Genomic DNA, 25035 nt, shown 5'->3' on the forward strand with positions numbered 1-25035 from the left:
ACAGCGCAGCCCAAAGGGCCAGGCAATCTTGCGAAATCAGAGGACCATGACCATTTCATGCCAGGCCATACCGCCGTGGTCCGACGGCGACGGTCTCACGTACTGATACCCCAGCTTCTGGTACAACGCCACATGCTGTTCCTTGCACATCAGGTGAATGGTCAGCTTGCCCGCCGCCTTCATGCGGGCGATGAATTCATCCATCAACCGCTTGGCGTAGCCTTTGCCCTGGTGCGCCGGGTCCACCACCACCGACATGATCACCACGTTTGGCGCCGCCGGGTCATGCCCGACCAGCTCCTTGAATGCCTCGTCGGACATCACCACGTCGTGGGCACAGCCGCTGTTGATGAAACCGACGATCTCGCCCGCGCTCTCCAACACCAGGAAGCCTTGCGGATACTGCGCGATGCGGGTACGGATCTTCTCCAGCGTGGCCGCCTCATCGCCTTCATAGGCACCGATTTCGATGGCGTAGCAACGTTCGGCGTCGGCGGTTGTGGGGGTGCGGAACTGAGGGGCGCTCATGGCAGGTTTCCTTGGCAATGGCTAAAAACAGCCGCCATGGTAAATGAGCGCTGCCACCACAGGTACAGCATGCACCCAAAACCTGCGCTGTACCTGGGTAGAGCGCCCCCGAAAACACCGCTACTTCAAATCAAACCGATCCAGCTCCATTACTTTCTGCCAGGCTGCCACAAAGTCCCGCACGAACTTGTCACCGCCATCAGCGCTGCCATACACCTCGCTCAACGCCCGCAACTGGGCATGGGAACCGAACACCAGGTCAACCCGGCTACCGGTCCACTTCACCTGCCCGGTCTTGCGGTCGCGGCCTTCGAAGGTTTCGTTATCCGCCGAGGTCGGCTTCCATTCCACGCCCATGTCCAGCAGGTTGCGGAAGAAGTCGTTGCTCAGGGTACCGACCTTGTCGGTGAACACGCCCTGCTGGCTGCCGCCATGGTTGGCGCCGAGCACACGCAGGCCGCCGATCAGCACGGTCATTTCAGGCGCGGTGAGGGTCAACAACTGGGCCTTGTCCAGCAGCAGCTTCTCGGCCTTGACGCTGTAGCGGGCCTTGGTGAAGTTGCGGAAGCCATCGGCCAGCGGCTCCAGCACGGCGAACGACTCGACGTCGGTCTGCGCCTGAGAGGCATCGGTACGCCCCGGGCGGAACGCCACGCTGACGTCGTGCCCGGCGTCCTTGGCAGCCTTTTCCACTGCGGCGGCGCCGGCGAGAACGATCAGGTCGGCCAGGGAGATTTTCTTGCCACCGGCATTGAACTCGGCCTGGATTTTCTCCAGGGCCGCCAGCACCTTGCCCGTGCCCTGGTTCGCCGGCCAGTCCTTCTGCGGCGCCAGGCGCAGGCGACCACCGTTGGCCCCGCCACGCTTGTCCGAACCGCGGAAGGTCGACGCCGCCGCCCAGGCAGTGGCCACCAGCTCGCCAACGCTCAGGCCCGACGCCAGCACCTTGGCCTTGAGCGCGGCAATGTCCTGCTCGCCCACCAACGGGTGGTCGACTTTCGGGATCGGGTCTTGCCACAGCAACTCTTCGTTGGGCATCTCCGGGCCCAGGTAGCGCGCCAGCGGGCCCATGTCGCGGTGGATCAGCTTGTACCAGGCACGGGCGAACGCGTCGGCCAGCTGATCAGGGTTGTCCTTGAAGCGACGGGCGATCGGCTCGTAGATCGGGTCGAAGCGCAGCGCCAGGTCGGACGTGAGCATGGATGGCGCATGGCGCTTGGCCGGGTCGTGGGCATCCGGCACGGTGCCTGCCCCTTTGCCCTCTTTCGGCCGCCATTGGTGGGCACCGGCCGGGCTCTTGGTCAGTTCCCAGTCGAAGTTGAACAGGTTATTGAGGTACTCGTTGCTCCACCGGGTGGGGGTCGAAGTCCAGGTCACTTCCAGGCCACTGGTGATGGTATCGCCACCCTTGCCGCTGCCGAACTTGTTGGCCCAACCCAGCCCCTGCAGTTCCAGGCCAGCGGCTTCCGGTTCGGGACCGACGTTGTCGGCAGGGCCGGCACCGTGGGTCTTGCCGAAGGCGTGGCCGCCAGCGATCAGCGCCACGGTTTCTTCATCGTTCATCGCCATGCGGCCGAAGGTGTCACGGATATCCTTGCCCGAAGCCACCGGGTCGGGGATACCTTCCGGGCCTTCCGGGTTCACGTAGATCAGGCCCATCTGCACGGCAGCCAGCGGGTTCTCCAGGTTGCGCTCGCCCTGCAAGGTCCGGCTTTGCTCCTCCGGACGCTTGGCCGGCTCCGCCACCAGGTCGCCCTGGCCAGGCGGCTGGGCCTTGCCGTAGCGGGTGTCACCGCCCAGCCAGACCTTTTCCGAACCCCAGTACACATCTTCGTCCGGCTCCCACACATCGGCACGCCCGCCGGAAAAGCCGAAGGTCTTGAAGCCCATGGATTCAAGTGCGACGTTGCCGGTGAGCACGATCAGGTCGGCCCAGGAGATCTTGTTGCCGTACTTCTGCTTGATCGGCCACAGCAGGCGCCGGGCCTTGTCCAGGCTGACGTTGTCCGGCCAGCTGTTGAGTGGGGCGAAGCGCTGCTGGCCAGAGCCTGCACCACCCCGGCCATCGCCGATACGGTAGGTCCCGGCGCTGTGCCAGGCCATGCGGATGAACAGCGGGCCGTAGTGGCCGAAGTCGGCGGGCCACCAGTCCTGGGAGTCGGTCATCAAGGCGGTCAGGTCTTTCTTCAGGGCCTGGAAGTCGAGGCTCTTGAACGCCTTGGCATAGTCGAAACCCGGGTCCATCGGGTCGGACTTGGAGGAATGTTGGTGAAGAATTCTCAGGTTGAGCTGGTCAGGCCACCAGTCACGGTTGGTGGTGCCGCCACCTGCGGTTTGATGGAACGGGCATTTCGATTCGTTCGACATCTGCGGGTACCTTTGGGTCGGTTATCCAGATTTCCGGTCTGTGCCAGGTGTTCTTTCAGCCGAGCGCGTGGGCTCGTGCTACCCCTCATAAGGTCTACACGGGGCTTGCGAAGCTGTCACGACGGGGTTGGCGGGGTCTTGCACGCAAGTGCTGACATGCCGCCCGTTCGCGGAATTCGCGGGGCCAGAGGAAAGACTAGCCGAGCTTGGGCAGAGTTCTAATAGAGTGGCTATTGAGGGGTGATAGCCTGGCTCTGTCAGCTTTCCTGTGGCGGCCTCTTCGCGGGTAAACCCGCTCCCACAGGTACTGTACAGCCCTCAAGACCTGTGGTGATCCTGTGGGAGCGGGTTTACCCGCGAGGAGGCCGGCACATCCATACAAGGCAATCAGGCTGCCCACATGCTTCAATACACCGCCACCCCCTCTACTCCGGAACCCGCCACCTCATGAACCGCAACGACCTGCGCCGCGTCGACATGAACCTGCTGGTACTGTTCGAAGCCCTGATGATCGAACGCAACCTGACCCGGGTCGGCGAAAAGCTGTTCATCACCCAGCCCACCGTCAGCGCCGCCCTCGCCCGCCTGCGCGAACTGTTCGACGACCCGCTGCTGATCCGCAACGGCCGGGCCATGGAGCCCACGCCACGGGCCATGCAGATCTTCGCCGAGCTGGGGCCGGCCATGGACGTGATTTCCACCGCCATCAGCCGCGCCCGTGAGTTCGACCCGGCCAACAGCTGCAACGTGTTCCGCCTGGGCCTGTCGGACGATGCCGAATTCGGCCTGTTCCCTGCCCTGTTACAGGCCCTGCGCGAAGAGGCCCCGAACATCAGCGTGGTGGTGCGCCGGGCCAACTTCCTGCTGATGCCGGGGCTGCTGGCCAGCGGCGAGATCTCGGTGGGCGTGAGCTACACCACAGACCTGCCGGCCACCGCCAAGCGCCGCAAGCTGCGCGACATCGGCGTGCGGGTGCTGCGCGCCGATGACCGCCCGGGCCCGCTGACCCTCGACGAATACTGCGCCCGCCCGCATGTGATGGTGTCGTTCTCCGGCGACATGAGCGGCAATATCGACCTTGACCTGGCGCGCATCGGCCGCTGCCGCAAGGTGGTGCTGGCGGTGCCGCAGTTCGGCAGCCTGCGCGCCCTGCTGCGCAACACCGAGATGATCGCCACGGTGCCGGACTACGCCGCCTGCGCCCTGGCCGACGACGGCAGCCTGCGCGCCGACCCGGCACCGTTCGAGATCACCGAAGCCGAACTGTCGATGGTCTGGAGCGGCGCCCAGGACAACGACCCGGCCGAGCGCTGGCTGCGCGAACGCATCCTGCAGTTCATGGCCACGCGGTGATGCATCGACCTCATCGATAGCCACCATGAATGCCATCAAGTTCCGCTGCTGCCAGCCCGGGCGGAAGATGGCGGCATTCACTGATTGATGAGGCCTCCCATGAAAACCGGCATGATCGCTGCCCTGCTCGCCTTGCTGGCCGCCCTTGGCGGTTGTGCCAGCCCGGCCGCTACCGACACGCAGCCCTATGGGCACTTCTATTCGGCCACGGCCATTTCCAGCGTCGCCCTGGCCCCCGGCCAACGGGTGGCGGTGCTGCTGGGGCGTGACACCACAGCGACCCTCGAATACCTCGACAGCCATCGCACCCAGGCCGCCGCCAAGGCCCAGGGCAAGCGCGTCCCGGTGGCGACCTTGAGCAGCGAAAGCCAGGCGTATGACTGGCTGGCGCGGTCACTGGCGCAGCAGTTCGCCGACGTGACTTTCTATGACGACCTCGACACGCTGCTGGGCGAGCACCCGGATGTGATCGTGCTGCTGGACACCGAAAGCCGTTTGGCCAGTGCCGATATCGAAAGCCGGGTGGTGGCGCGTTTTTTCGATGACCAGCTGACCTATATCGGCCGGGCTGAAGGGCGGGCTAGCAAGCGCCTGGGCGATGTGGCACGGGTGGTCGAGGATGAGCGTGCGGTACAGGCGGATGCACTGCGGGACTTTGACGATTCGTTGCAGGCTCTATTGAAGAGGCGCGTTTGAAGGCCCTTTCGCGGGTAAACCCGCTCCCCCAGGCACATCGCAACCCTCGGCCAGGGCGCTGGACCTGTGGGAGCGGGTTTACCCGCGAAGAGGCCATTACAGGTTGTCACTTGCCCCGCTGCATCCACGCCGCCCCCAGCCCACTCAGGCAGATCACCGAGATGCCCACCAGGCTCAGGGTATCCGGCACCTGGCTGTAGACAACCAACCCAAGCAACCCGGCAAACACGATCTGGCAATAGCTGAACGGTGCCAGCAACGCCGGTGCCGCATGGCGGAAGGCCTGGGTCAGCAGCAGGTGCGCAGTCATGCCAAAGCCACCCAGCGCCAGCATCAGCAGCGCATGGTCCCAACGCGGCATCTCCCAGAAGAACGGCACCAGCGCACTCATCGCCAGGGTGTTGCACAACCCCGCATAGAAGTTGCTGGTGGTCGGACTGTCATGCGCAGCCAGGATACGCGTCAGCAACTGATAGAAGCAGAAGCCCAGCGCCGAACCGAACGGATACAGGATGGCTGGGGTAAACATCGCCCCGCCCGGGTGCACCACCACCAGCACGCCGATGAAGCCCATCACCACCGCCACCCACTGCCCCACCGTCACCCGCTCCTTCAGCAGCGGCGCCGACAGCGCGGTGACCAGCACCGGGGCGAGGAAGTTGACCGCCGTGGCCTCGGCCAGCGGCAGGTACTGCAGACCGGTGGTGAACAGCAGGCTGGTACTCAGCAGGCTCAGGGCACGTAACGTCTGCAACAACGGCCGGCGGGTGCGCAGCACGTTGAGCCCGGCCTTGGGCAGGAAAATGCTGGCCATCAGCAACGTGTGCACCACATACCGCGCCCACACCACCATGATGATCGGGTACAGGCCGCCGAGGAACTTGGACAGGGCATCGTGACTGGCGAACAGGAACGTCGCCACCACCACCAGGGCGATGCCGCGCAGGGGTTGGTTGACTCCGGACAGCGGTGTGCTGGAACTCATGGCACTCTCGATGACGGCGCGGCTGGATGCGGCGCCCAGGGAAGGCCGCGCAGGCGTTGCCTGGCGGATGCATCAGATCGGATTCTAGAAGAGATACCGAAGCATAAGGAAGTTCAATTGCCGCTTGTCCAGGTCGGCTGCAGTTTCTGTTCGCTGATCGACCACTTTCCGCTCCACGCGCATGGCCCGTGCCGTGCTGATCGCCGACCATCGAGTGCGAACCCTGCACACCCTACAAGGAATTTACATGCAAAGGCTCACCACCCGTAACGGCCTGAACCTGCCCGCGATCGGCCTGGGCACCTGGCCAATGACTGGCAGCGAGTGCACCCAGGCCGTGCGCCAGGCGCTTGAAGTGGGTTACCGGCACATCGACACCGCCACTGCCTATGACAATGAAGCCGCCGTCGGCCAGGCCCTGCGCGACAGCGACGTGCCACGCGAGCAGATTCACCTGACCACCAAGGTGTGGTGGGATCGCCTGGCGCCCAAGGCCATGCGCCAGTCGCTGGAGGACAGCCTGCGCGCGCTGGGGACCGAGCAGGTCGACCTGTTCTACATCCACTGGCCCGGCCAGGACTGGGACCTGGCCCGCAGCATCGAAACCCTGGTAGCGCTGCGTGACGAGGGCAAGGCGCGCAGCATCGGCGTGGCCAACTTCCCGCTGGGGTTGCTGCGCCAGGTGGTGGAAACCCTGGGCGCGCCATTATCGGCGATCCAGGTGGAATACCACGTGCTACTCGGCCAGCAACCGCTGCTGGACTATGCCCGCCGCCACGACCTGCTGCTCACCGCCTACACCCCGCTGGCCCGTGGGCAGGCGGCGGCGCAGCCGGTGATCCAGGCGATTGCCCGCAAACATGGCGTACTGCCCAGCCAGGTGGCGCTGAAGTGGTTGCTGGACCAGGACGGCGTGGCGGTGATCCCCAAGGCCGGCAGCCGCGAGAACCAGCTGGCCAACCTGGCGGCGTTGAACGTGCAACTGGATGACGAGGACCGCATGGCGATTGCCGGGTTGCCGAAGGACCAGCGGGTGGTGAGCCCGGCGTTTGCGCCAGACTGGAACAGCTGAGCGCTGCTCAATATCTGAAAGCTGGCACGATCTCTGTGGGAGCGGCCCGCGCAAACCGTTATGCCGGCGTCATGACCTGCTTCAACCGCTCGTTCGCCGGTGCCGCCCGCCCGTCACCAGGAAATTGAGCAAGGCCGGTTCGTCATCCAGGGCTATCGCCTGCGCCGGGCGCGATAGCCCGGCCAATACGGCCTTGCAGAAGGCCACGGCAGGCGCGTCCTGTGCGTAACAGCGCAACAGCCAGTCGCCCTCGCCGCCCAGCAGCTGCAACGCCACCGCCCGGCCGATGCCCTGGCGGCGGTACTTTTTCAGGATGAACAGATCGGCCAGTTCGAACGCGTCGATACCCGGCAGCTCGCTGCGTTCAACCAGCACGAAGCCGGCGATGAAGCCATCTGCCAACACCAGGTACGCGCCCCAGCCATCGGCCTGCCAGTAACGTTGCAGGTGTTCGTCATGGATATAGAAGCGGCCGTCCACTTCCACGTCTTCCTGTTCCCAGTCGGAGGACTCGTAGGCGTAGAACTGGTAGAGGTTGCGAATCAGCGGAGCCTGGTCGGCGGTGGTCGCCAGCAGTTCGATGGGCAGCATGGTGGTGGGCTCGGGCAAAAGGCGGATACTAGATTACCAGCCCCTGGCAGCAAAAAGCCCGGGCCCTCCCCGCACGGAAAGGCCCGGGCAAAAACCCGTCATCGATTGGTAAGGGATCAGCTGTTTTGCAACGCACGCGGGCGGTGGCTGCGCGCCTCGGCGTCCGGCGCCTTGGCCGCCTGCAGGTGAAAGTCGAACGCCAGCTCGGCAAAGCGCTCGCCCTGTACGCCGCGATCACGCGCCGCCGCAGCATCCTCGACAAAGCGCAGCTCGCCGATCAGCCCGTCACGGGTGGCATAGGCAAAGTCATCCCACAGGTACTGGTCACCGGCAAAGTTGATCTGCGTGGTCAAATGGCGGTGCCCCGGCGCCGAGATGAAGAAGTGCACGTGCGCCGGGCGCTGGCCGTGGCGGCCGAGCAGGTCCAGGCACTCCTGGGTTGGCCCCTGCGGGTCGCAGCCGTACCCCGACGGCACGATGGAACGCGCGCGGTAGCGCCCTTCGGCATCGGTGATGATGCGCCGGCGCAGGTTGTACTCGGACTGGGTCGAGTCGAAGTATGAATAGGTGCCCTGGGTGTTGGCGTGCCACAGGTCGACAGTGGCGCCGGCCAACGGCTTGCCGTCGGCGTCGAACACCTGGCCCTGGAGGAACATCACCACGCCCGGGTCGCTGCCGTCGTCCATGCGCACTTCGCCTTGCGCCAGCGGCGCCCCCGCCACATACAGCGGGCCTTCGATGGTGCGCGGGGTACCGCCGCTCAGCCCGGCCTCGGCGTCCTTGGCGTCCTGCAGCAGGTCGAGGAAGTGCTCGATGCCCAGGCCCGCAGCCAGCAGGCCGGCTTCGTTACGGGCACCCAGGCGGTTGAGGTAGTCGACGGCATGCCAGAACTCGTCCTCGGTGATTTCCAGGTCTTCGATCAACCGCGCAGTGTCCTGCAGCACACGCAGGACGATCTGCTTGAAGCGTGGGTTGCCTTCGGCATGGCCCAGGCCGGCCACATCCTTGAAGAACGCCTGAACATCGGCAGTGTGGGAAATTTTCACGGTCATCGTGCTTACCTCATCTTGTTCTTGTCAGGTAGACAGGTGCGACTCAGCGGTCGTCGCTGTGGATCGACGAGGGGTGCCGGCACAGGCCGTTGACCTCGATGTCCATGTACGGGAACAGTGGCAGCTGCATCAGGGTGTCGTGCAGCGCCTCGACGCTGGGTACATCGAACACGCTGTAGTTGGCGTAGTGCCCGGCAATGCGCCACAGGTGGCGCCAGATGCCTTCGCGCTGCAGGCGCTGGGCCAGTTCCTTTTCGTCGGCCTTGAGCTTGGCGGCCTTGGCCGGGTCCATGTCGACCGGCAGTTTCACGGTCATCTTCACGTGGAACAGCATGCTGGTATCTCCTTTCTCTTATTTGGCGCGAACACTGTGGGAGCGGGCGAGCCCGCGAACACGGGCGAAGCCCGTGCCATCCACCGCGTCGCCTGCTTCGCGGCCAAAGCCGCTCCCACAGGGGTTGTGTGTGTTTTCAGCCCTCGCGATTCAGCGACGGGCGAAGCGCGCCAGGCGCTGTTCGTCCAGGGTCAGACCCAGGCCCGGGGTGCGTGGAACATGCAACTGGAAATCGTGGTACTGCGGTGGCTCGTTGACGATTTCTTCGGTCAGCAGCAGCGGCCCGAACAGCTCGGTGCCCCAGGTAAGCTGACGCAGCGTAAGAAAGGCATGAGCCGAGGCCAGGGTGCCGATCGAGCCTTCGAGCATGGTCCCGCCATACAGGGCGATGCCGGCAGCCTCGGCAATTTGCGCGGTGCGCAATACGGCGCGGGGGCCGCCGTTCTTGGCTATTTTCAGGGCGAAGATGCTGGCCGCGCCGTCGGCGGCCAGGCTGAAGGCGTCTTCGACGCTTTCGATCGATTCATCGGCCATGATCGGCGCCGGGCTGCGCTGGTTCAGGCGCACCTGGCCGCTGCGGTTGATGCGCGAAATCGGTTGCTCGATCAGATCGATACCGTTGTCGCCGAGCACCTGGCAGGCATGGATGGCCTGGGACTCGTCCCAGTACTGGTTGACGTCTACCCGCACGCTGGCGCTGTCGCCCAGCTCGCGCTTGATCGCGACCACGTGCTTGAGGTCCTGATGCAACGGGTTTGCGCCGATCTTCAGCTTGAACACCCGATGCCGGCGAATCTCCAACATGTGCACGGCTTCGGCAATGTCGCGGGCGGTGTCGCCGCTGGCCAGGGTCCAGGCCACTTCCAGGCTGTCGCGCACGCGGCCACCCAGCAGTTCGCTGACCGGCAGGCCCAGGCGCTTGCCCTGGGCGTCGAGCAAGGCACTCTCGATACCCGACTTGGCAAAGGTGTTGCCCTTGGCCAGCTTGTCCAGCTTGAGCATGGCGGCATTGATGTTGTCTGCCGGCTGGCCGATCAGCGCCGGCGCCAGGTGCGCATCGATGTTGGCCTTGATGCCCTCGGGGCTTTCGTAGCCATAGGCCAGGCCGCCGATGGTGGTGGCTTCGCCGATGCCTTCCACACCATCGCTGCAGCGAACACGCAATACCACCAGGGTCTGCTGCTGCATGGTGTGCATCGCCAGCTTGTGCGGGCGAATCGTCGGCAGGTCGACGATAATTGCCTCAATACGTTCAATCAGCGCGCTTGTCATTGTTGCCAGGTCCCGTTATATCGGGCTGCCAACCGCAGGCCCGAGTGGTGCATTTACTTGCTTGTTCAAGCATTGCGCGAGACCCTGATAGCCGTCCAATATCGAATGAATCTCCCACCATACCCTGGAGGTCTGATGGAGCTGCGCCACCTGCGGTACTTCAAGGTCCTGGCCGAAACCCTGAACTTCACACGCGCCGCCGAGCTGCTGCACATTGCCCAGCCACCGCTGAGCCGACAGATCAGCCAACTCGAAGACCAGCTCGGCACGTTGCTGGTGGTGCGCGAGCGCCCGCTGCGGCTGACCGAGGCGGGTCGCTTTTTCTATGAACAGAGCTGCACCGTGCTGCAGCAGCTGGAGAACATCAGCGACAACACCCGCCGCATCGGCCAGGGCCAGCGCCAGTGGCTGGGGATCGGCTTCGCTCCCTCGACCCTGTACACGGTGCTGCCGGAGCTGATCCGCGAGCTGCGCCAGGACAGCGAACTGGAACTGGGCCTGAACGAGATGACCACGCTGCAGCAGGTGGAGGCGCTGAAAAGCGGGCGCATCGACATCGCCTTCGGGCGCATTCGCATCGATGACCCGGCCATACATCAGCAAGTGCTGCGCGAGGACCCGCTGGTGGCCGTGCTGCCCAAGGGCCACCCGCTGGCCAGCAGCCCGCTTACGCTTGCCCAGCTGGCTGGCGAGGCGTTCATCCTCTACCCGGCCAACCCAAGGCCCAGCTATGCCGACCATGTGCTGGCGCTGTTCGCCCACCACGGCATGAGCATCCGCGTCAGCCAGTGGGCCAATGAACTGCAGACCGCCATTGGCCTGGTGGCCGTTGGTGTGGGCGTGACCCTGGTGCCGGCGTCGGTGCAGCAGCAACACCGCACCGATATCGAATATGTCAGCCTGCTCGACAGTGGCGCCGTCAGCCCGATCATCCTCAGCCGGCGCAAGGGCGACGTGAGCCCGATCGTGCAGCGTTGCCTGGCATTGATTGCGCAGCAGGCCGAATGAGCACGCGCTCCTGGAATCAACGGTCTGGCTAAACACCTGACCCTGTGGGAGCGGGTTCACCCGCGAACACGGGCGAAGCCCGTGCCATGCACCGAGTTGCATTCTTCGCGGGTAAACCCGCTCCCACAGGGCCCGCGTCTGTCTGTAGGCGCATTTTTGTGTCACACCCCGGCCATCATCAACCAACAGGAATACCCAGCATGATTCACGGCAAGACACTGCAAGCATGGTGCAGCACCCACCCCCTGATCGATGACCTGGTGGCCTTGCGCGAAACCCGCTGGTTCAACCCAAGCATCGCCCCTGCCGCCCAGGCCCTGGCCGATGTCGGCCTGAGCGCCGCCGACGTCAGTGCCGCCAGTGCCCGGCTGACACGCTTTGCCCCGTACCTGGCCGGCGTGTTCCCGGATACCGCCGCCGCCGGCGGCATCATCGAGTCGCCATTGCGCCCGCTGCCCACCCTGCACGCCACCTTGCTGCAGGCGGCGGGCCTGCCGGCCAGCGGTTCGCTCTGGCTCAAGGCCGACAGCGAGCTGCCGATCTCCGGTTCGATCAAGGCCCGCGGCGGTATTCATGAAGTACTCAAGCATGCCGAGGACCTGGCCCTGGCGGCCGGCCTGATCAGCCTCGACAGCGATTACCGGGTACTGGCCAGCGACCAGGCGCGGCAATTCTTCAGCCAGTACAAGGTTGCGGTCGGCTCGACCGGCAACCTCGGCCTGTCGATCGGCATCATGAGCGCCAGGCTGGGCTTCCAGGCCACCGTGCACATGTCGGCCGACGCCCGCCAGTGGAAGAAGGACAAGCTGCGCGCCCATGGCGTGAGCGTGGTCGAGTACGAAAGCGACTACAGCGTAGCAGTGGAGCAAGGGCGACAGCAGGCGGCGGCGGACCCGAGCTGCTACTTCGTCGACGACGAGAACTCGCCACACCTGTTCCTCGGCTATGCCGTGGCGGCCGAGCGGCTGGCGGGCCAGTTCGAGGCCGCGGGTATCAGGGTGGATGCCGAGCACCCGTTGTTCGTCTACCTGCCCTGCGGGGTCGGCGGAGGCCCGGGTGGCGTAGCGTTCGGCCTGAAGCTGATCTGGGGCGACCATGTGCACTGCATCTTCGCCGAGCCCACCCACTCGCCCTGCATGTTCCTGGGGGTGTATAGCGGTTTGCATGACGCCACCAGCGTGCAGGATTTTGGCATCGACAACCTGACCGCCGCCGACGGACTGGCAGTGGGCCGCCCTTCCGGCTTTGTCGGCAAGGCGATGCAGCGTTTGCTCGATGGCTATTACACGGTCAGCGACGAGACGCTGTATCGGCTATTGGTGCTGGCCCATGACCAGGAGAATGCACGCCTGGAACCTTCGGCGCTGGCGGGGATGCCGGGCATGGTCAAGGTGCTTGAATCGCCTGAGTACCTGGCACGCATGGGCCTGTCGGCCGGGCGCATGGACCTGGCTACGCATCTGGTGTGGGGGACCGGTGGCAGCATGGTGCCGGACGCGGAGTTTGCGGCCTATCTGGCTAAAGGCAGGGGCTGAGAATTATTGGGGGGGCAGCGCTGTACCTGTGGGAGCGGGTTCACCCGCGAACACGGGCAAAGCCCGTGCCAGCCACCGCGGTGTCTGCTTCGCGGGTGAACCCGCTCCCACAGGGATCGCGCCAGCTTTCAGATTTGAGTAAGGCTGTTGCTCATTTGCTGCTAGGCCGGCAGGTGATCGCCGCGCAGCCAATCGATGAACCGCGCAAACAACTCCGACTGCGAGTTGATCTCCAGCTTCAGGTACAGATTCTTGCGGTGCATGCGCACGGTTTCCGGCGAGATGCCCAGCTCCAGCGCGGTGGACTTCACCGAATGCCCGCGCAAAATCATGTGCGCCACCTCCCGCTCACGGTCGGTCAGCACCTGGCAGCCGAAACTGTCGAACGCCGCCTGCAGGCTGCCACGCTCGGCCGGTGCCGGGTCGGGCTCCAGATGATGCCTGGCATAGCGCCCCAGCAGTTCACGCACCATCGGCTCCAGCGCCCGCAGCAGGTCGATCTGCCCGGCGCTCAGGCGTGTGCCGCTGCAGCCCTGGAACAGGCTCAGCGACAACTTGCGGCCAGCGCTGAGGTCGACGATGTAGTAGCTGTCTTCACTGCAACCGGTACCCAGGTAATAGGCCTTGTAGTAGTCGCTGTCGAAGAAGTTGTCCGGGGCGATTTCCTGCAGGTGGTAGAAGCCCTCGGCCAGGCCGCTCTGCACGGCGAGGCAGAACGGGTCGAGCAGGTAGCCGGCACTGAAGTAGCGCTCCAGCACGGCGGCGCGGTGCAGGTCGGGGATGCCTTGCTGGTACAGCAGCTGTGGCGCCCGCCCCTGGCACTCGAGGCTGATCATCATCGACTCCACCTGCACCAGCTGGCCGATGGCAGCCGCCACATGCGCCAGCGCCTCGGGCGTTTCGCTGTGGGCCAGCGCGCGCTGCAGCGCCGCATGCCATTGCTGCAGCGCGCCCAGTGAAAGGGTAAGCGGAGTGTCGGGAGAGGCCTGGGGCATGCCCGGCAGTCTAGCCTGCCAGGCACGCCCACGCACAGCCCTTTGCGCCAGGTTCATCGGCCCTGATACAGGCCAAGCGCCGTGAGTTCGCGCGCAGTTTCGATGATGCACTGGCGCAAGGTTTCGACGATCTCGTCCACTTGCGCATGGGTGATGATCAACGGCGGCGACATCACGTTCAGGTGCATGATCGGCCGCACCAGCAACCCTTTGGCCTGGGCCTTGCTGTGAATGCGTTCACCGATGTTCACCTCATCCGCGAACAGCGCCTTGCTGGCCTTGTCGGCAACGAACTCGACGCAGGCCATCAGCTTCATGCAGCGCACATCCCCCACCAGCGGCAGCTCGCGCAGGCTTTGCAGGCGTTGCTCCAGGTAGCCGCCGACGTCCTTGACGTGCTCCAGCAACTGCTCGCGCTCGATGATCTCGATGTTCTTCAAGGCCGCAGTGCAGCACACCGGGTGCCCGCTGTAGGTGAAGCCGTGGGTGAAGCAGCGGCCCTTGCCCGGCTCGGCGATCACCTGCCAGATGCGTGCGGAGAAAATGCACGCCCCCAGCGGCAGGTAGGCGGAGGTCAGGCCCTTGGCGGTGGTGATGATGTCGGGGGTGACGCCGAACAGTTCCTCACTGGCAAAGAAGGTGCCCAGGCGCCCGAACGAAGTCACCACTTCGTCGGCGACGAACAGGATGTCGTAGGTCTGGCACAGCTGCCACATGCGCTGGAAGTAGCCCTTGGGCGGAATGATCACCCCGCCCGAGCCCATGATCGGCTCGGCGAAGAACGCCGCCACGTTGTCGGCCCCCAGCGAGAGGATCTTGTCCTCGAACTCGGCCACCAGGAAGTCGAGGAACTCGGCCTCGTCCATGTCGTGCGGGGCGCGATACGGGTTGGGGTTGGACACGTGGTGGATCAGGTCGTGGTGATAATCGAACTCCGGCACCCGGTCAGCAGCCTTGTTGCCGATCGACATGGTCAGGGTGGTGGAGCCGTGGTAGGCGTTGTAGCGGGCGATGATGTGCTTCTTGTGCGGTTTGCCACGGCAGTTCTGGTAGTACTGGATCAGCCGGTAGGCGGTGTCGACCGCGGTCGAGCCGCCGGTAGTGAGGAACACATGGTTCAGGTCGCCCGGAGCCAGCTGCGCGAGCTTCTGGCACAGCTCGATGGCCACATCGTTGGCCATGTCGGAAAACGGGTTGGAATAGGCCAGCTGGCGTACCTGATCGGCGATGGCCAGGGCCATTTCCTCGCGGCCCAGGCCAATGTTGGTGCACCACATGCCGCCGACGGCATCGAGGAAGCGGTTGCCGTGGGTATCGCGGATGTAGGCGCCCTCGCCGGCAACGATGTTCAGCGCACCTTGCTCGCGGTGCTCGTCGAACACATGGTAGCCGTGCATGTAGTGGGCCTTGTCGGCGTCCACCAGCGGGTCGTGGGCAATGGCGAATGCTTTGCTTGGGGTGGCCATGGGCAGCTCCTTGGCAGTGATCGTTGGGCAGTGTTCAGAAACCGGTCTTGACCGTGCTCCAGACCCGGGTGATGGCGCGCATGTCCTTCGGGCTCTGGGTTTTCTGCGCGAACAGGCGCTCGCGGGTTTGCGCGTCAGGGTAGATGGCCGGGTCCTGGCGGATCTCGTCGCGCACCAGCGCAGTGGCGGCGGCGTTGCTGTTGGCGTAGTGGATGTAGTCGGTGACCTTGGCCATGGTCTGCGGCTGCAGCAGGAACTCGATGAAGCGGTGGGCGTTGGCCGCGTGCGGCGCATCCTTGGGGATGTACAGGTTGTCGAACCAGATCAGCGAGCCTTCCTCGGGGATGAAGAACGACAGCTTGATGTCCTTCTTCGCTTCCACCGCGCGGGCCTGGGCGGTGGCGTAGTCACCGGACCAGGTCAGGGCCAGGCAGACATCGCCGTTGGGCAGGCTGGTGAGGTAGTTGACCGAGTCGAACTTGCGAATGTACGGGCGAATGCCCAGCAGCAGTTGTTCAGCCGCCTTGAGGTCGGCCGGCGATGCACTGCGTGGGTCCTTGCCCAGGTACTGCAGGGCCAGCGGGATGACTTCGGTCGGCGCGTCCATCAGGGTGACGCCACAGTCGGCGAAGCGCGAGACGATCTGAGGGTCGAACAGCATGGCCAGCGAGCCGATGGGGGCATCGGGCATGCGCGCGGTGATCTTGTCGACGTTGTAGGTCACCCCCGAGCTGCCCCAGGTGTACGGCGCCGAGTATTTCAGGCCGGGGTCATAGCCTTGCAGGTTGTTCACCACCTGCTGGTCGAGGTTGTGCCAGCTGGGCAATTGCTGCTTGTCCAGCGCCTGGAACACACCGGCGCTGATCAGCGGGGGTACCAGGGAAGCGTTGAGCATGACCAGGTCGTAGCCGGAGCGGCCGGTGAGCAGTTTGGTCTGGACTGTTTCGTAGCCATCGAAGGTGTCGTAGATGACCTTGATGCCGGTGGCCTTCTCGAAGTCGGCCAGGGTGGTTTCGCCGATGTAGTCGGTCCAGTTGTACAACCGCAACGTGTTACCGCTGTCCACCTCTGCCGCCTGGGCCAGACTGGCGCCAGACGCCAGCAGCAGACCGCCAATCACCTTCAGTACCTTGCGCATGGCAACTCCATCGTGTGAATGCTCGGGATCGAGCCGATGGGGGCACTATCGAGGGATTTGCCGAAGGGGGACATACCCCGAATGTGTGGGTGGTCGTTTTTTGGCAGGTGGATCTCAACAGCCTGCCGAATCTTTGGGGGGCTGCTTTGCAGCCCTTTCGCGACACAAGGCCGCTCCCACAGGTTCACTGCCAGCTTCGAAGGCTGCGCAGTCCTTGTGGGAGCGGCCTTGTGTCGCGAAAGGGCCGCAACGCGGCCCCAGTGGCTGGCACAGGAGAAAGGTCAGGTCAGCGGGTAAAGCGCCTCGTCGAACTGCTCCAGGCGCGGGAACACCAGTGGCTGGTCGTCCGAAAGCTGTTCCAGGCGCTGCCGGTACTGCTGTAGAAAGCCCTGCCGCGCCTCGTCACTGATGTAAGGCACATGCCAGGCCACGAACGGTGGCAATACCTCGAACCCGACATAGGCCAGCGTGCCGCGCAAAATCGGCCGCAGCATGTCCTCCAGTGGCCCGTGGATCGCCCCGTCGCCAAACATGTGCTCGCGCCCGCCCAGGGTCACGGTCACCAGCGCCTTCTTGCCCGCCAACCCGCCCTGGTCGTAGAAGCGCTTGCCGCCATAGCACACCCCCGACACCAGCACCCGGTCGATCCAGCCCTTGAGCATGGCCGGCGCCGAGAACCAGAAAACCGGGAAGTTCAACACCAGCAAGTCGGCCCACAGCAGCTTGTCCAGCTCTTGCTGGATATCCGCGGCAATGGCGCCGCGCTTGACCCCCTGGCGCTGCTCCAGGGCATACACCAGATACTCGGGGTTCTCGCGCTGGGTGAAGTCATCGGCACTGGCCACCGGGTTCCAGCCCATGGCGTACAGGTCGCTGACCTGCACCTGATGGCCCTGGGCGCGGAAGGTTTCTACGGCCTGGTCACGCAGGGCAGCAGTGAACGATTGCGGCTCGGGGTGAGCGTGGACGATCAGTACATTCACAAACATTCTCCTCACACAAAACAGGTTGTCTTCCAGCTGTGGCTCAGCACTGTACCGCTTTCACCTCGACGAACTCCGCCAGGCCTTCCTCGCCCCACTCGCGCCCGTTGCCCGACTGCTTGTAGCCACCGAACGGTGCCTGGTAGTTGAACCCGCCACCGTTGATGAAGCATTGCCCGGCGCGTATCTGCCGCGCCAGGGCCAGGCCGTGCTCGCGGCTGCCGGCCCACACCGCGCTGGACAGGCCGAACGGCGAATCATTGGCCAGGGCCAACGCCTGGGCCTCGTCGGCATAGGGGATCAGGCACAGCACCGGGCCGAAGATTTCCTCCTGGGCGATACGCATGCGGTTGTCGACGTCAGCGAACAACGTCGGCGCCACGTAGAAGCCGCGTTCGAAGCCGGCTGGCGTGTCGCCGCCGCACAGCAGGCGCGCCCCCTCCTCCTGCCCCAGGCGAATGTAGTCGAGCACGGTGCGCCGCTGGCCTGCCGAACACATCGGCCCGAGGAAGCTGGCCGGGTCACGCGGGTCGCCCATGACCAACGCGCGGGTCTCGGCCTCGGCAATCTCAAGCGCTTCGGCGTAGCGGTTGGCCGGTAGCAGCATGCGGGTCAGGGCCGTGCAGGTCTGCCCCGAATTGATCATCACGTCCTGCACGCCATGGCGCACCGCCGCGTGCAGGTCGGCGTCCGCGGTAATCAGCAGCGGCGATTTGCCGCCCAGCTCCAGGCACACCCGCTTCACCGTGGGCGCGGCCACCTGGGCCACGCGCACCCCGGCGCCGGTGGAGCCGGTGAACGACACCATGTCCACCTGCGGGTGCCGGGCCAGGGCCTCGCCGACCTTGGCCCCCGGCCCGCTGACCAGGTTGAACACCCCGGCCGGCAGGCCGATGGCCTCGATCATCTCGGCCAGCATGAACGCATGCAGCGGCGTTTCCTGGCTGGGCTTGACCACCACCGTGCAGCCGGCGGCCAAGGCCGGCGCCAGCTTGCCGATCATCTGGTGCAGCGGGTAGTTCCATGGGTTGATGAACGCGCACACGCCAACGGCCTCGCGGTACACCAGTGAGTTACCGACTTCGCGCACCTCATCCATCAGCCCGGCCAGTTCGGCGTACTGCTCCAGCCCGGCGATCGGGCCCTCTACCTGCACCGCCTGGCACCACTGCACCGGCATGCCCAGCTCGTCGGTGATGACCGAGGCCATTTCCGCCGCGCGGCTTTTCAGCTGTGCGGCCAACGCCGTTATGTACCCGGCCCGTACGCTGGACGGCGTGCGTGACCAACCATCAAAGGCTCGCCGCGCGGCCATCACCGCCCGTTCGACATCGGCCTCGGCGCCCAACGGCACGCGGCCGATGGCCTGTTCGGTGGCCGGGTCGATCACCTCGGCCATGCCCTGCCCGCTCGGTACCTGCCAGGCGCCGTCGATGTACAGCCGCGCATACTCACGCATGGGCCTGCCCCTGCATCAGTGCGGCGGCGCAGCGGGCGATGCGCTGGCAAGCGTCGGCCAAGGCCTCGTTACCCAGTACCAGGCCCAGGCGGATATGCCCGGCAGCGCTGGGGCCGAAGGCTTCGCCGGCGAGCACCGACACACCCTGGCTGTCGAGCAGGCGATCGGCGAAGGCCTGGGCGCTGAGGCCGGTCTCGCGGATATCGACCATCACGAACATGCCGCCATCGGGCTTGAGCACCTTGATGCCCGGGCAACCGGACAACTGCTCGCACACCAGGTCGCGGCGCTGGCGATAGGCCTCGCGCATGGTATCGAGCTCGGGCAATTGCTGCTCCAGTGCTACCACGGCGGCGTCCTGGATGAAGTCCGGTGAACCGTACAACATGCACAGGGCGAGGTTTTCCAGGTGGGCGGCCAGCTCGGTCGAACCCACCACCCAGCCCACCCGCCAGCCGGTCATGGCATGCGACTTCGACAGGCTGTTGAGGGTGGCGGTGCGCTCGGCCATGCCCGGCAGGCTGCCGGGGCTGACATGCTCGCCGTCGTACAGCAGTTCGCTGTAGACCTCGTCGGAGATCAGCCACAAATCGTGGGCGATGCACAGTTCGGCCAGCGCTTCCCAGGTGGCGCGCGGCAGGCTCGCCCCCGAGGGGTTGTGCGGGCTGTTCAGGGCCAGGGCGCGGGTGCGCGGGGTGATGCGCGCGGCCACGTCACGCGGGCACACGCGAAAGCCGTTCTCCGGCTTGACCGGCACCGGAACCACCTTGGCGCCACAGGCACCAAACACCGCCTCGTAGGTCACGTACATGGGCTCGGCGACAATCACCTCGTCACCCGGGTCGAGCACGCACTGGGCCACGCAGTACAGCGCACACTGGGCCCCCGCCAGCACCGTCACCTGGTCGGCATTGACGGCCTGGCCGCTGCGCTGGCGGTGGCGGTTGGCGATGGCCTGGCGCAGCGCCAGCTTGCCGCGCACATCGGCGTAATGGGTGTGGCCCGCACGCAGGCTGTCGATGGCCGCCTCGACGATCGGCGCGGGGGTGTCGAAGTCCGGGTCACCCACCGACAGCAGCAGGATATCCTTGCCCTCGGCCTGCAGCGCCAGGGCGCGGTAGTGGATGTCCCAGGCTGCAGCCCCGTCGCCGGCGATGCGTTGAGTGAGCTTGGCGTAGCGCATGGCAATCTCCCTTCATTGGCGGTTTCAGTCGACGAGAATCTTCGGGTTGGAACTGCCCCATACGGTGTACAAGTCGGCGAGCAGCGCACCGTTGATTTCTTCCATCTCGGCCTGGGTGATCTCACCCGCGGCCTGTTTGCCAAACAGCACCACTTCGTTGCCACCCTTCACATCGGGGAAGTCGGTGACATCGACCATCAACGTGTTCATCGACACCTTGCCCACCACCGGCACACGGTGGCCGTTGATCAGCACATGGCCCTTGTTGGTGAACGCCCGGCGGTAGCCATCGGAGTAGCCGACGGTGATGTTGGCCAGGCGCGAATCACGCGCCAGGGTGAAGGTGCGGTCGTAGCCGACAGTGTTGCCTGCCGGGTAGCTGTGCACCGCCGCCACGCGCGACTTGAACTGCATGACACGCTGGTATTCGGTATGCGTCGGCACGGTGTCGCCGAACAGCGCGCCGCCGGTGCGCACCATGTCCAGGCGCGCTTCCGGCACTTCCAGCGTAGCGAAGGAGTTGGCGGCGTGCAGGGTGAGCTTGCTGCGATCAAGCTTCGCGTGCTTGATCAGCCAGTCGGTCTGCTCGTTGAACGCTGCCAGGCCTTTGCGCACATCGTCCTTGTCTTCCACGGCGAAGTGGGTCATCAGCGCGACCAGCTTGAGGTGCTTCTGGTCGGTGATCTGCAGCGCTTCGCCACGGCCGGACCAGGTGGCCATTTCCACGCCGTTGCGGCTCATGCCGCTGGAATTGAGCGCCAGATGGATGCGCAAGGTCTTGCCGTGGCGTTCGGCGAGGGCATCGAGTTGGCGGGCGAACTCGGCGCTGCCGACCAGCTCTTCCATGTCGTACTGCAGGGCATCTTCCACTTCGCTGACGCTGGCCAGGCGTACCCGTACCAGTTGCCCGGTGAAGCCGCTGGCGCGGACCACGCGGGCCTCCTCGTTGCTGGCCACCGCCACGCAGGGCACGCCCTGGGCGATGATCGAAGGCATCACCAGGCCGACACCGTGGCCATAGGCGTCGGCCTTGAGCACGGCGCACAGCTTGGACTTGCCGCCCAGCTCGGCCTGCAAGGTACGGATGTTGTGTTGCAGCGCGCCGGCACTGATTTCGACCCAGGCGTTGCTGTTCTGCACGGTCAGGGCCGTGGTGCCGTTGTCCATCGACAGCGGCGGTGCGGCATACAGCGGGGCCTGGCCAGTGATCAGCAGCGCCAGGGATGCAGCCAGGAGGGTACGGCGAAATGGCATGGTGTCTTCTCTTGTTGTTCGTGGTGTCTGCGGTTTAGCAGACGCAGGTGTGTTTAAGTTCGATAAAGGTGACGCCGGGGGTGGCGAAACCGCTGGCCAGATCGGCCTGCAGCGCGTCCAGGTCACGCGGCTGGCGCACCGTGCAACCGAAGGCACGGGCCAGACCGATGAAATCCGGGTTGCGCGGCAGAACGCCGACCGGCTCGATATCCAGCCCGAGCATGTCGTCGCGGATCTGGCCAAGGGCGTCATTGTTCCACAACAACACGACCAACGGTCGCTCCAGTTCCTCGACTGCCGTGGCCAGCTCCTGGGCGGTGTAGAGGAAGCCGCCGTCGCCCACCAGTACCAGGCCTGGGCGATGGTCGCTGGCGAACATGCCGCCGATGCCGGCCGGCAGGCCGTAGCCGAGGGTGCCGTAGCCGGTGGGGTGCAGCCAGCTGCGCGGCGCCCGGCTGGCGAAAGCGTAGTTGCCGGTGTAGGCCAACTGGGTCATGTCACTGCTGATGAAGGCATCGTCGGGCAGCACGGCGGCAATGCGGTCGAGGATTGCCTGGTGCACGGCCTGCAATGGCGCATGCCCGCTGCGAATGGCCTGGCGCAGGTTGGCCACTGCTTCGCTGGCCTGGGCCGGGTCACGGTGCAGCACTGGCAGGTGTTCGAGCAGGCCGGCCAGGGTTTGCCGGGCATCGCCGTGCAGGGCCATGGCACAGGGGTAGAAGTCGTTGAACTTGCGCGGGTCGATGTCCACGCGCAGCAGCTGGCCAGTGATCGGCAGGCGCTCGCGCCAGAAGTCGGTGTCGGCCATTTCGGTCCCCACGGCCAGCACCACATCGGCCTGGCTGATCAGCTGCCAGCCGGGTTCGACGCACAGGCTGGCGCCGGCATTCAGTGGCGCATCCGCTGGCAGCAGGCCCTTGCCAGCCACGCTGGTGAACAGTGGGGCTGCCAGCCGGGTGCTCAGCTCCTGCAGCTGCTCGGCCGCGTGCAATGCCCCACCGCCGGCAATGATCATCGGGCGCTTGGCGGCTGCCAGCTTCACGGCAGCCTGGTCGAGGATGTCGCGGCACGGCTGGCCACGCCCGGGGCGGCGCACCACCTCATCGCTCCAGTCACGGCTGACCGGTGCGGCCAGCACGTCCAGCGGCACCGAGATATGCACCGGGCGCGGCCGTTCGCTGTCGAACACGGCCCAGGCGCGGGCAATCAGTTCGGGCAGGTCGTCGCCGCGCAGGGCCACGGCAGAGAAGGCGGTAATCGGCGCGGTCATGGCGCGCTGGTCCTGGGTTTCGTGCAGGCAGCCCCAGCCCTTGCCCAGGCTGGCGGTGTGGTTGACGCTGGAAATCACCAGCATCGGGATGGAGTCGGCATAGGCCTGGCCGATGGCAGTGGCGGCATTGGTCACGCCCGGGCCGGTGATGACGAAGCACACCCCCGGTTTGCCACTGACCCGGGCATAGCCGTCGGCCATGAAGCCGGCGCCCTGCTCGTGGCGGGTCAGTACATGGCGGATGCCGCTGCCCGGCAGCCCACGATACAGCTCCAGGGTGTGCACGCCAGGGATGCCGAATACCGTTTCCACGCCGTAGTTGGCCAGCAGGCGCACTAACGCCTGGCCGGCAGTCCGGGTGTGCTTATTCATGTCGTTCTCCTTGCGCCTGGCCGAGGCGGATCAGCGCGTCGACCGCGGTGGTGCCATGGGCACCGACCATCAATGGGTTCACATCCAGCTCCAGCAGTTGCCCGGCGTTCTCGCAGGCGTAGTCGGCCACCGCACGGATGGCTGCGACCAGCGCGTCGAGGTCGGCGGCCGGGCGGCCACGAAAGCCTTGCAGCAGGCTGGCGCTGCGCAGGCTGAGCAGCGCGGCGCGGATGGCGTTGTCAGTGGTCGGTAGCAACAGGCTGACGCTGTCCTTGAGCAACTCGACCAGCACGCCACCGGCGCCGATCACCAGGGCCAGGGCGAAGTCGTGCTCGCGCTTGATGCCGACGATCAGCTCGGCCAGCGGCGGCTCGGCCATGGGTTCGAGCAGCACCTGGTCGAACGCTACCTGGGGGGCGTAGGCGGCGATGCGCTGGCGCATCTGCACCAGCGCGATCTCGAGGGCAGCGGCATCACGCAGGTTCAGCGCCACCGCACCGGCTTCGGTCTTGTGCGGCAACTGCGCGCTGACCGCCTTCAGTACCAGCGGATAACCGACGCGGGCGGCGTCTGCCACGGCGCGTTCGGGTGTGCTCAGCACCCCGGCCGGTACCGGCAGGCCAAAGGCACGCAGGGCTTGCTTGGATTGCCATTCGTCCAACAGGCGACTCTCGCCCGCGTAAGCCTGTGGGCACAGCGGCACCCGCGTGGCCTCACCCTGTTCCAGCAGCCGCTGGCGGTTGCGCTGGTAGGCGACGATGCGGCCCCAGGCTGCCAGGCCATCCTCCACGCCCTGCAGGGCGGCGATGCCACGTGCGTGCAAGCGCTCGCGCGCGCAGGCGGGCAACAGTTCCGGGAACGCCGAAGTGACGAAGCCGATCTTGCCGTGGCGTTCCAGCGCATCGCAGTACAGCGCCAGCAGCAGGTCGCATTCCTTGCGTTCGCCGGTGAACGCCGCCGGGTAGTCCAGCACCAGCATGGCCGCGTCGGCAGCGCCGCTCAGGGTGCTGTCGAGCATACGTTGCAGGGCCGCTGCATCACCCCAGATGGCCGTGGTGAAATCCAGCGGGTTGACCAGGTTGGCATAGGCCGGCAGTACCTCGGCCAACTGCGCCACCTGCCCTTGTTCAAGCTTCGGCAGAACCAGCTGGTTGCGCTCTGCATAGTCGGCGATCAAGCCGGCATCGCCACCGGAACAGGCCAGGGCGATCAGCTCGCCATTCACCGGCAGGCGGCCACAGGCGGCGGCCTTGAGGGTTTCAACGAAGCTCACCGGGCCACTGACGCGGATCACGCCCAGGCGCTGGAACAGGCTGTCGTACAAGGCATCGAAGCCGGACAACGAGCTGGTGTGGCTGAGCGCCAGTTCGGCGCCAATCTGCGACACGCCGGTCTTCAAGGCAATGATCGGCGTGCCCTGCTGCAACGCCTTGCAGGCGGCCCGGGCGAAGCCGGGCACGTTCTTCAGGCCTTCCAGGTGCAGGCCGATGGCGGTCACCCGGGGGTCGTCGAGCAGCACGTCCATCAGCTCGGCCACGCCCAGTTGTGCCTGATTGCCGACCGAGGCCATGTAGGCCACCGGCAGCGAGCGGTCGCTCATGGACAGGTTGTAGGCAAAGTTGCCGCTCTGGGTGAGGATCGCCACGCCCTTCTCCACCTGCTGGCCACCATGGGCCACCGGCCACAGGGCAGCACCGTGCAGGTAGTCGAGCAGGCCGTAGCAGTTGGGGCCGAGCAAGGCCATGTTGCCAGCGGCAGCGAGCAGGCGTTGCTGCAGCTGGCGGCCTTCCTCGCCGCTTTCGGCAAAGCCCGAGGCGTAGCAGATGACACCGCCTGCGCCGCGTGCGGCCAGCTCGGCAACGCACTGCAAGGTCAGCTCACGGTTGGTGGCGATGAACACCGCGTCCGGGGCATAGGGCAAGTCGGCCACCCGCGCCACACAGGGGATGCCTTCAAGGCTGTCATGCTGCGGGTTGACCAGCCACAGCTCGCCGCCAAAGCCACCTTCAGCACAGCGCTTGAGCGCCCGCGCCATGCTGCGCCCGCCGACGAAGGCCAGGTGCCGGGGTGCCAGCAGGCGCTTGAGGTTGTCACGAATCGTATGCGACATGGGTGTTCTCCT

Annotated in this window: 21 protein-coding genes; 5 read left to right on the forward strand and 16 right to left on the reverse strand. The window is 65.6% G+C overall.

Features of this window, described 5'->3' with window-relative positions; genetic code table 11:
• Nucleotides 1-36 precede the first annotated feature (36 nt).
• Both ACIQYU_RS17565 and katG read right to left on the reverse strand, forming a co-directional pair.
• On the reverse strand, nucleotides 37-528 hold the full coding sequence (locus tag ACIQYU_RS17565) for a GNAT family N-acetyltransferase (protein ID WP_207830542.1): 492 nt from the start codon (nucleotides 526-528) through the stop codon (nucleotides 37-39).
• Nucleotides 529-648: 120 nt separating this feature from the next.
• On the reverse strand, nucleotides 649-2895 hold the full coding sequence (katG, locus tag ACIQYU_RS17570) for a catalase/peroxidase HPI (RefSeq protein ID WP_207830545.1): 2247 nt from the start codon (nucleotides 2893-2895) through the stop codon (nucleotides 649-651).
• A 447-nt stretch (nucleotides 2896-3342) separates the two neighbouring features.
• Between katG and ACIQYU_RS17575 the strand changes: the two genes are divergently transcribed.
• Nucleotides 3343-4248 (forward strand): LysR family transcriptional regulator, encoded by a 906-nt coding sequence (locus ACIQYU_RS17575; protein WP_207830548.1) that lies wholly within the window; start codon nucleotides 3343-3345, stop codon nucleotides 4246-4248.
• Between the two features lie 99 nt (nucleotides 4249-4347).
• A complete protein-coding gene (locus ACIQYU_RS17580) occupies nucleotides 4348-4944 on the forward strand; it encodes an ATPase (protein WP_402801100.1) in 597 nt (198 codons plus the stop codon).
• Between the two features lie 106 nt (nucleotides 4945-5050).
• Here the strand turns inward: ACIQYU_RS17580 and ACIQYU_RS17585 are convergent, their stop codons facing one another.
• Nucleotides 5051-5929 carry a DMT family transporter gene (locus ACIQYU_RS17585; protein ID WP_063914965.1) on the reverse strand — a complete coding sequence of 293 codons (879 nt, stop codon included), beginning with the start codon at nucleotides 5927-5929 and terminating at the stop codon, nucleotides 5051-5053.
• Between the two features lie 247 nt (nucleotides 5930-6176).
• Between ACIQYU_RS17585 and ACIQYU_RS17590 the strand changes: the two genes are divergently transcribed.
• Nucleotides 6177-7001, forward strand: coding sequence for an aldo/keto reductase (locus tag ACIQYU_RS17590; protein ID WP_063914964.1), 825 nt, complete (start codon nucleotides 6177-6179; stop codon nucleotides 6999-7001).
• 81 nt (nucleotides 7002-7082) lie between these two features.
• Here the strand turns inward: ACIQYU_RS17590 and ACIQYU_RS17595 are convergent, their stop codons facing one another.
• The 4 genes from ACIQYU_RS17595 to ACIQYU_RS17610 all read right to left on the reverse strand — a co-directional run bounded on the left by ACIQYU_RS17595 (nucleotide 7083) and on the right by ACIQYU_RS17610 (nucleotide 10250).
• Nucleotides 7083-7592: a GNAT family N-acetyltransferase gene (locus ACIQYU_RS17595; protein WP_233687695.1), complete on the reverse strand. Its 510-nt coding sequence runs from the start codon at nucleotides 7590-7592 to the stop codon at nucleotides 7083-7085.
• A 116-nt stretch (nucleotides 7593-7708) separates the two neighbouring features.
• Entirely contained in the window at nucleotides 7709-8644 is a 936-nt protein-coding gene (catA, locus tag ACIQYU_RS17600) for a catechol 1,2-dioxygenase (protein ID WP_402801106.1), read from the reverse strand.
• Between the two features lie 43 nt (nucleotides 8645-8687).
• On the reverse strand, nucleotides 8688-8978 hold the full coding sequence (catC, locus tag ACIQYU_RS17605) for a muconolactone Delta-isomerase (RefSeq protein WP_207830558.1): 291 nt from the start codon (nucleotides 8976-8978) through the stop codon (nucleotides 8688-8690).
• Nucleotides 8979-9128: 150 nt separating this feature from the next.
• Complete coding sequence (locus tag ACIQYU_RS17610; RefSeq protein ID WP_207830561.1) at nucleotides 9129-10250, reverse strand: muconate cycloisomerase family protein; 1122 nt, start codon at nucleotides 10248-10250, stop codon at nucleotides 9129-9131.
• Nucleotides 10251-10385: 135 nt separating this feature from the next.
• Between ACIQYU_RS17610 and catR the strand changes: the two genes are divergently transcribed.
• Both catR and ACIQYU_RS17620 read left to right on the forward strand, forming a co-directional pair.
• Nucleotides 10386-11258 carry an HTH-type transcriptional regulator CatR gene (gene catR / locus ACIQYU_RS17615; RefSeq protein WP_207830564.1) on the forward strand — a complete coding sequence of 291 codons (873 nt, stop codon included), beginning with the start codon at nucleotides 10386-10388 and terminating at the stop codon, nucleotides 11256-11258.
• A gap of 200 nt (nucleotides 11259-11458) precedes the next feature.
• On the forward strand, nucleotides 11459-12793 hold the full coding sequence (locus tag ACIQYU_RS17620) for a D-serine ammonia-lyase (RefSeq protein ID WP_233687697.1): 1335 nt from the start codon (nucleotides 11459-11461) through the stop codon (nucleotides 12791-12793).
• 161 nt (nucleotides 12794-12954) lie between these two features.
• Here the strand turns inward: ACIQYU_RS17620 and ACIQYU_RS17625 are convergent, their stop codons facing one another.
• From ACIQYU_RS17625 to ACIQYU_RS17665, 9 genes are all read right to left on the reverse strand, one after another.
• Entirely contained in the window at nucleotides 12955-13788 is an 834-nt protein-coding gene (locus ACIQYU_RS17625) for a helix-turn-helix transcriptional regulator (RefSeq protein WP_233687698.1), read from the reverse strand.
• Nucleotides 13789-13841: 53 nt separating this feature from the next.
• Nucleotides 13842-15254, reverse strand: a complete 1413-nt coding sequence (locus ACIQYU_RS17630; RefSeq protein WP_207830571.1) for an aminotransferase — start codon at nucleotides 15252-15254, stop codon at nucleotides 13842-13844.
• 34 nt (nucleotides 15255-15288) lie between these two features.
• A complete protein-coding gene (locus ACIQYU_RS17635; protein ID WP_233687699.1) occupies nucleotides 15289-16392 on the reverse strand; it encodes a polyamine ABC transporter substrate-binding protein in 1104 nt (367 codons plus the stop codon).
• A 281-nt stretch (nucleotides 16393-16673) separates the two neighbouring features.
• Complete coding sequence (locus ACIQYU_RS17640) at nucleotides 16674-17375, reverse strand: NAD(P)H-dependent oxidoreductase (protein ID WP_207830575.1); 702 nt, start codon at nucleotides 17373-17375, stop codon at nucleotides 16674-16676.
• 43 nt (nucleotides 17376-17418) lie between these two features.
• On the reverse strand, nucleotides 17419-18834 hold the full coding sequence (locus ACIQYU_RS17645; protein ID WP_233687700.1) for an aldehyde dehydrogenase family protein: 1416 nt from the start codon (nucleotides 18832-18834) through the stop codon (nucleotides 17419-17421).
• Entirely contained in the window at nucleotides 18827-20017 is a 1191-nt protein-coding gene (locus tag ACIQYU_RS17650) for a pyridoxal phosphate-dependent aminotransferase (protein WP_207830579.1), read from the reverse strand. The genes ACIQYU_RS17645 and ACIQYU_RS17650 overlap by 8 nt, the downstream gene beginning before the upstream one ends.
• Nucleotides 20018-20041: 24 nt before the next feature.
• The gene (gene alr, locus ACIQYU_RS17655) at nucleotides 20042-21271 is read right to left on the reverse strand and encodes an alanine racemase (protein WP_233687701.1); all 1230 of its coding nucleotides are present in this window, start codon (nucleotides 21269-21271) and stop codon (nucleotides 20042-20044) included.
• Nucleotides 21272-21305: 34 nt separating this feature from the next.
• Nucleotides 21306-22913, reverse strand: a complete 1608-nt coding sequence (locus ACIQYU_RS17660; protein WP_207830585.1) for a 5-guanidino-2-oxopentanoate decarboxylase — start codon at nucleotides 22911-22913, stop codon at nucleotides 21306-21308.
• Entirely contained in the window at nucleotides 22906-25023 is a 2118-nt protein-coding gene (locus ACIQYU_RS17665; protein ID WP_402801116.1) for an acetate--CoA ligase family protein, read from the reverse strand. The genes ACIQYU_RS17660 and ACIQYU_RS17665 overlap by 8 nt, the downstream gene beginning before the upstream one ends.
• Nucleotides 25024-25035 lie beyond the last annotated feature (12 nt).

It is taken from the genome of Pseudomonas sp. NPDC096925, from assembly GCF_044762545.1.
Taxonomy (GTDB): Bacteria; Pseudomonadota; Gammaproteobacteria; order Pseudomonadales; family Pseudomonadaceae; genus Aquipseudomonas.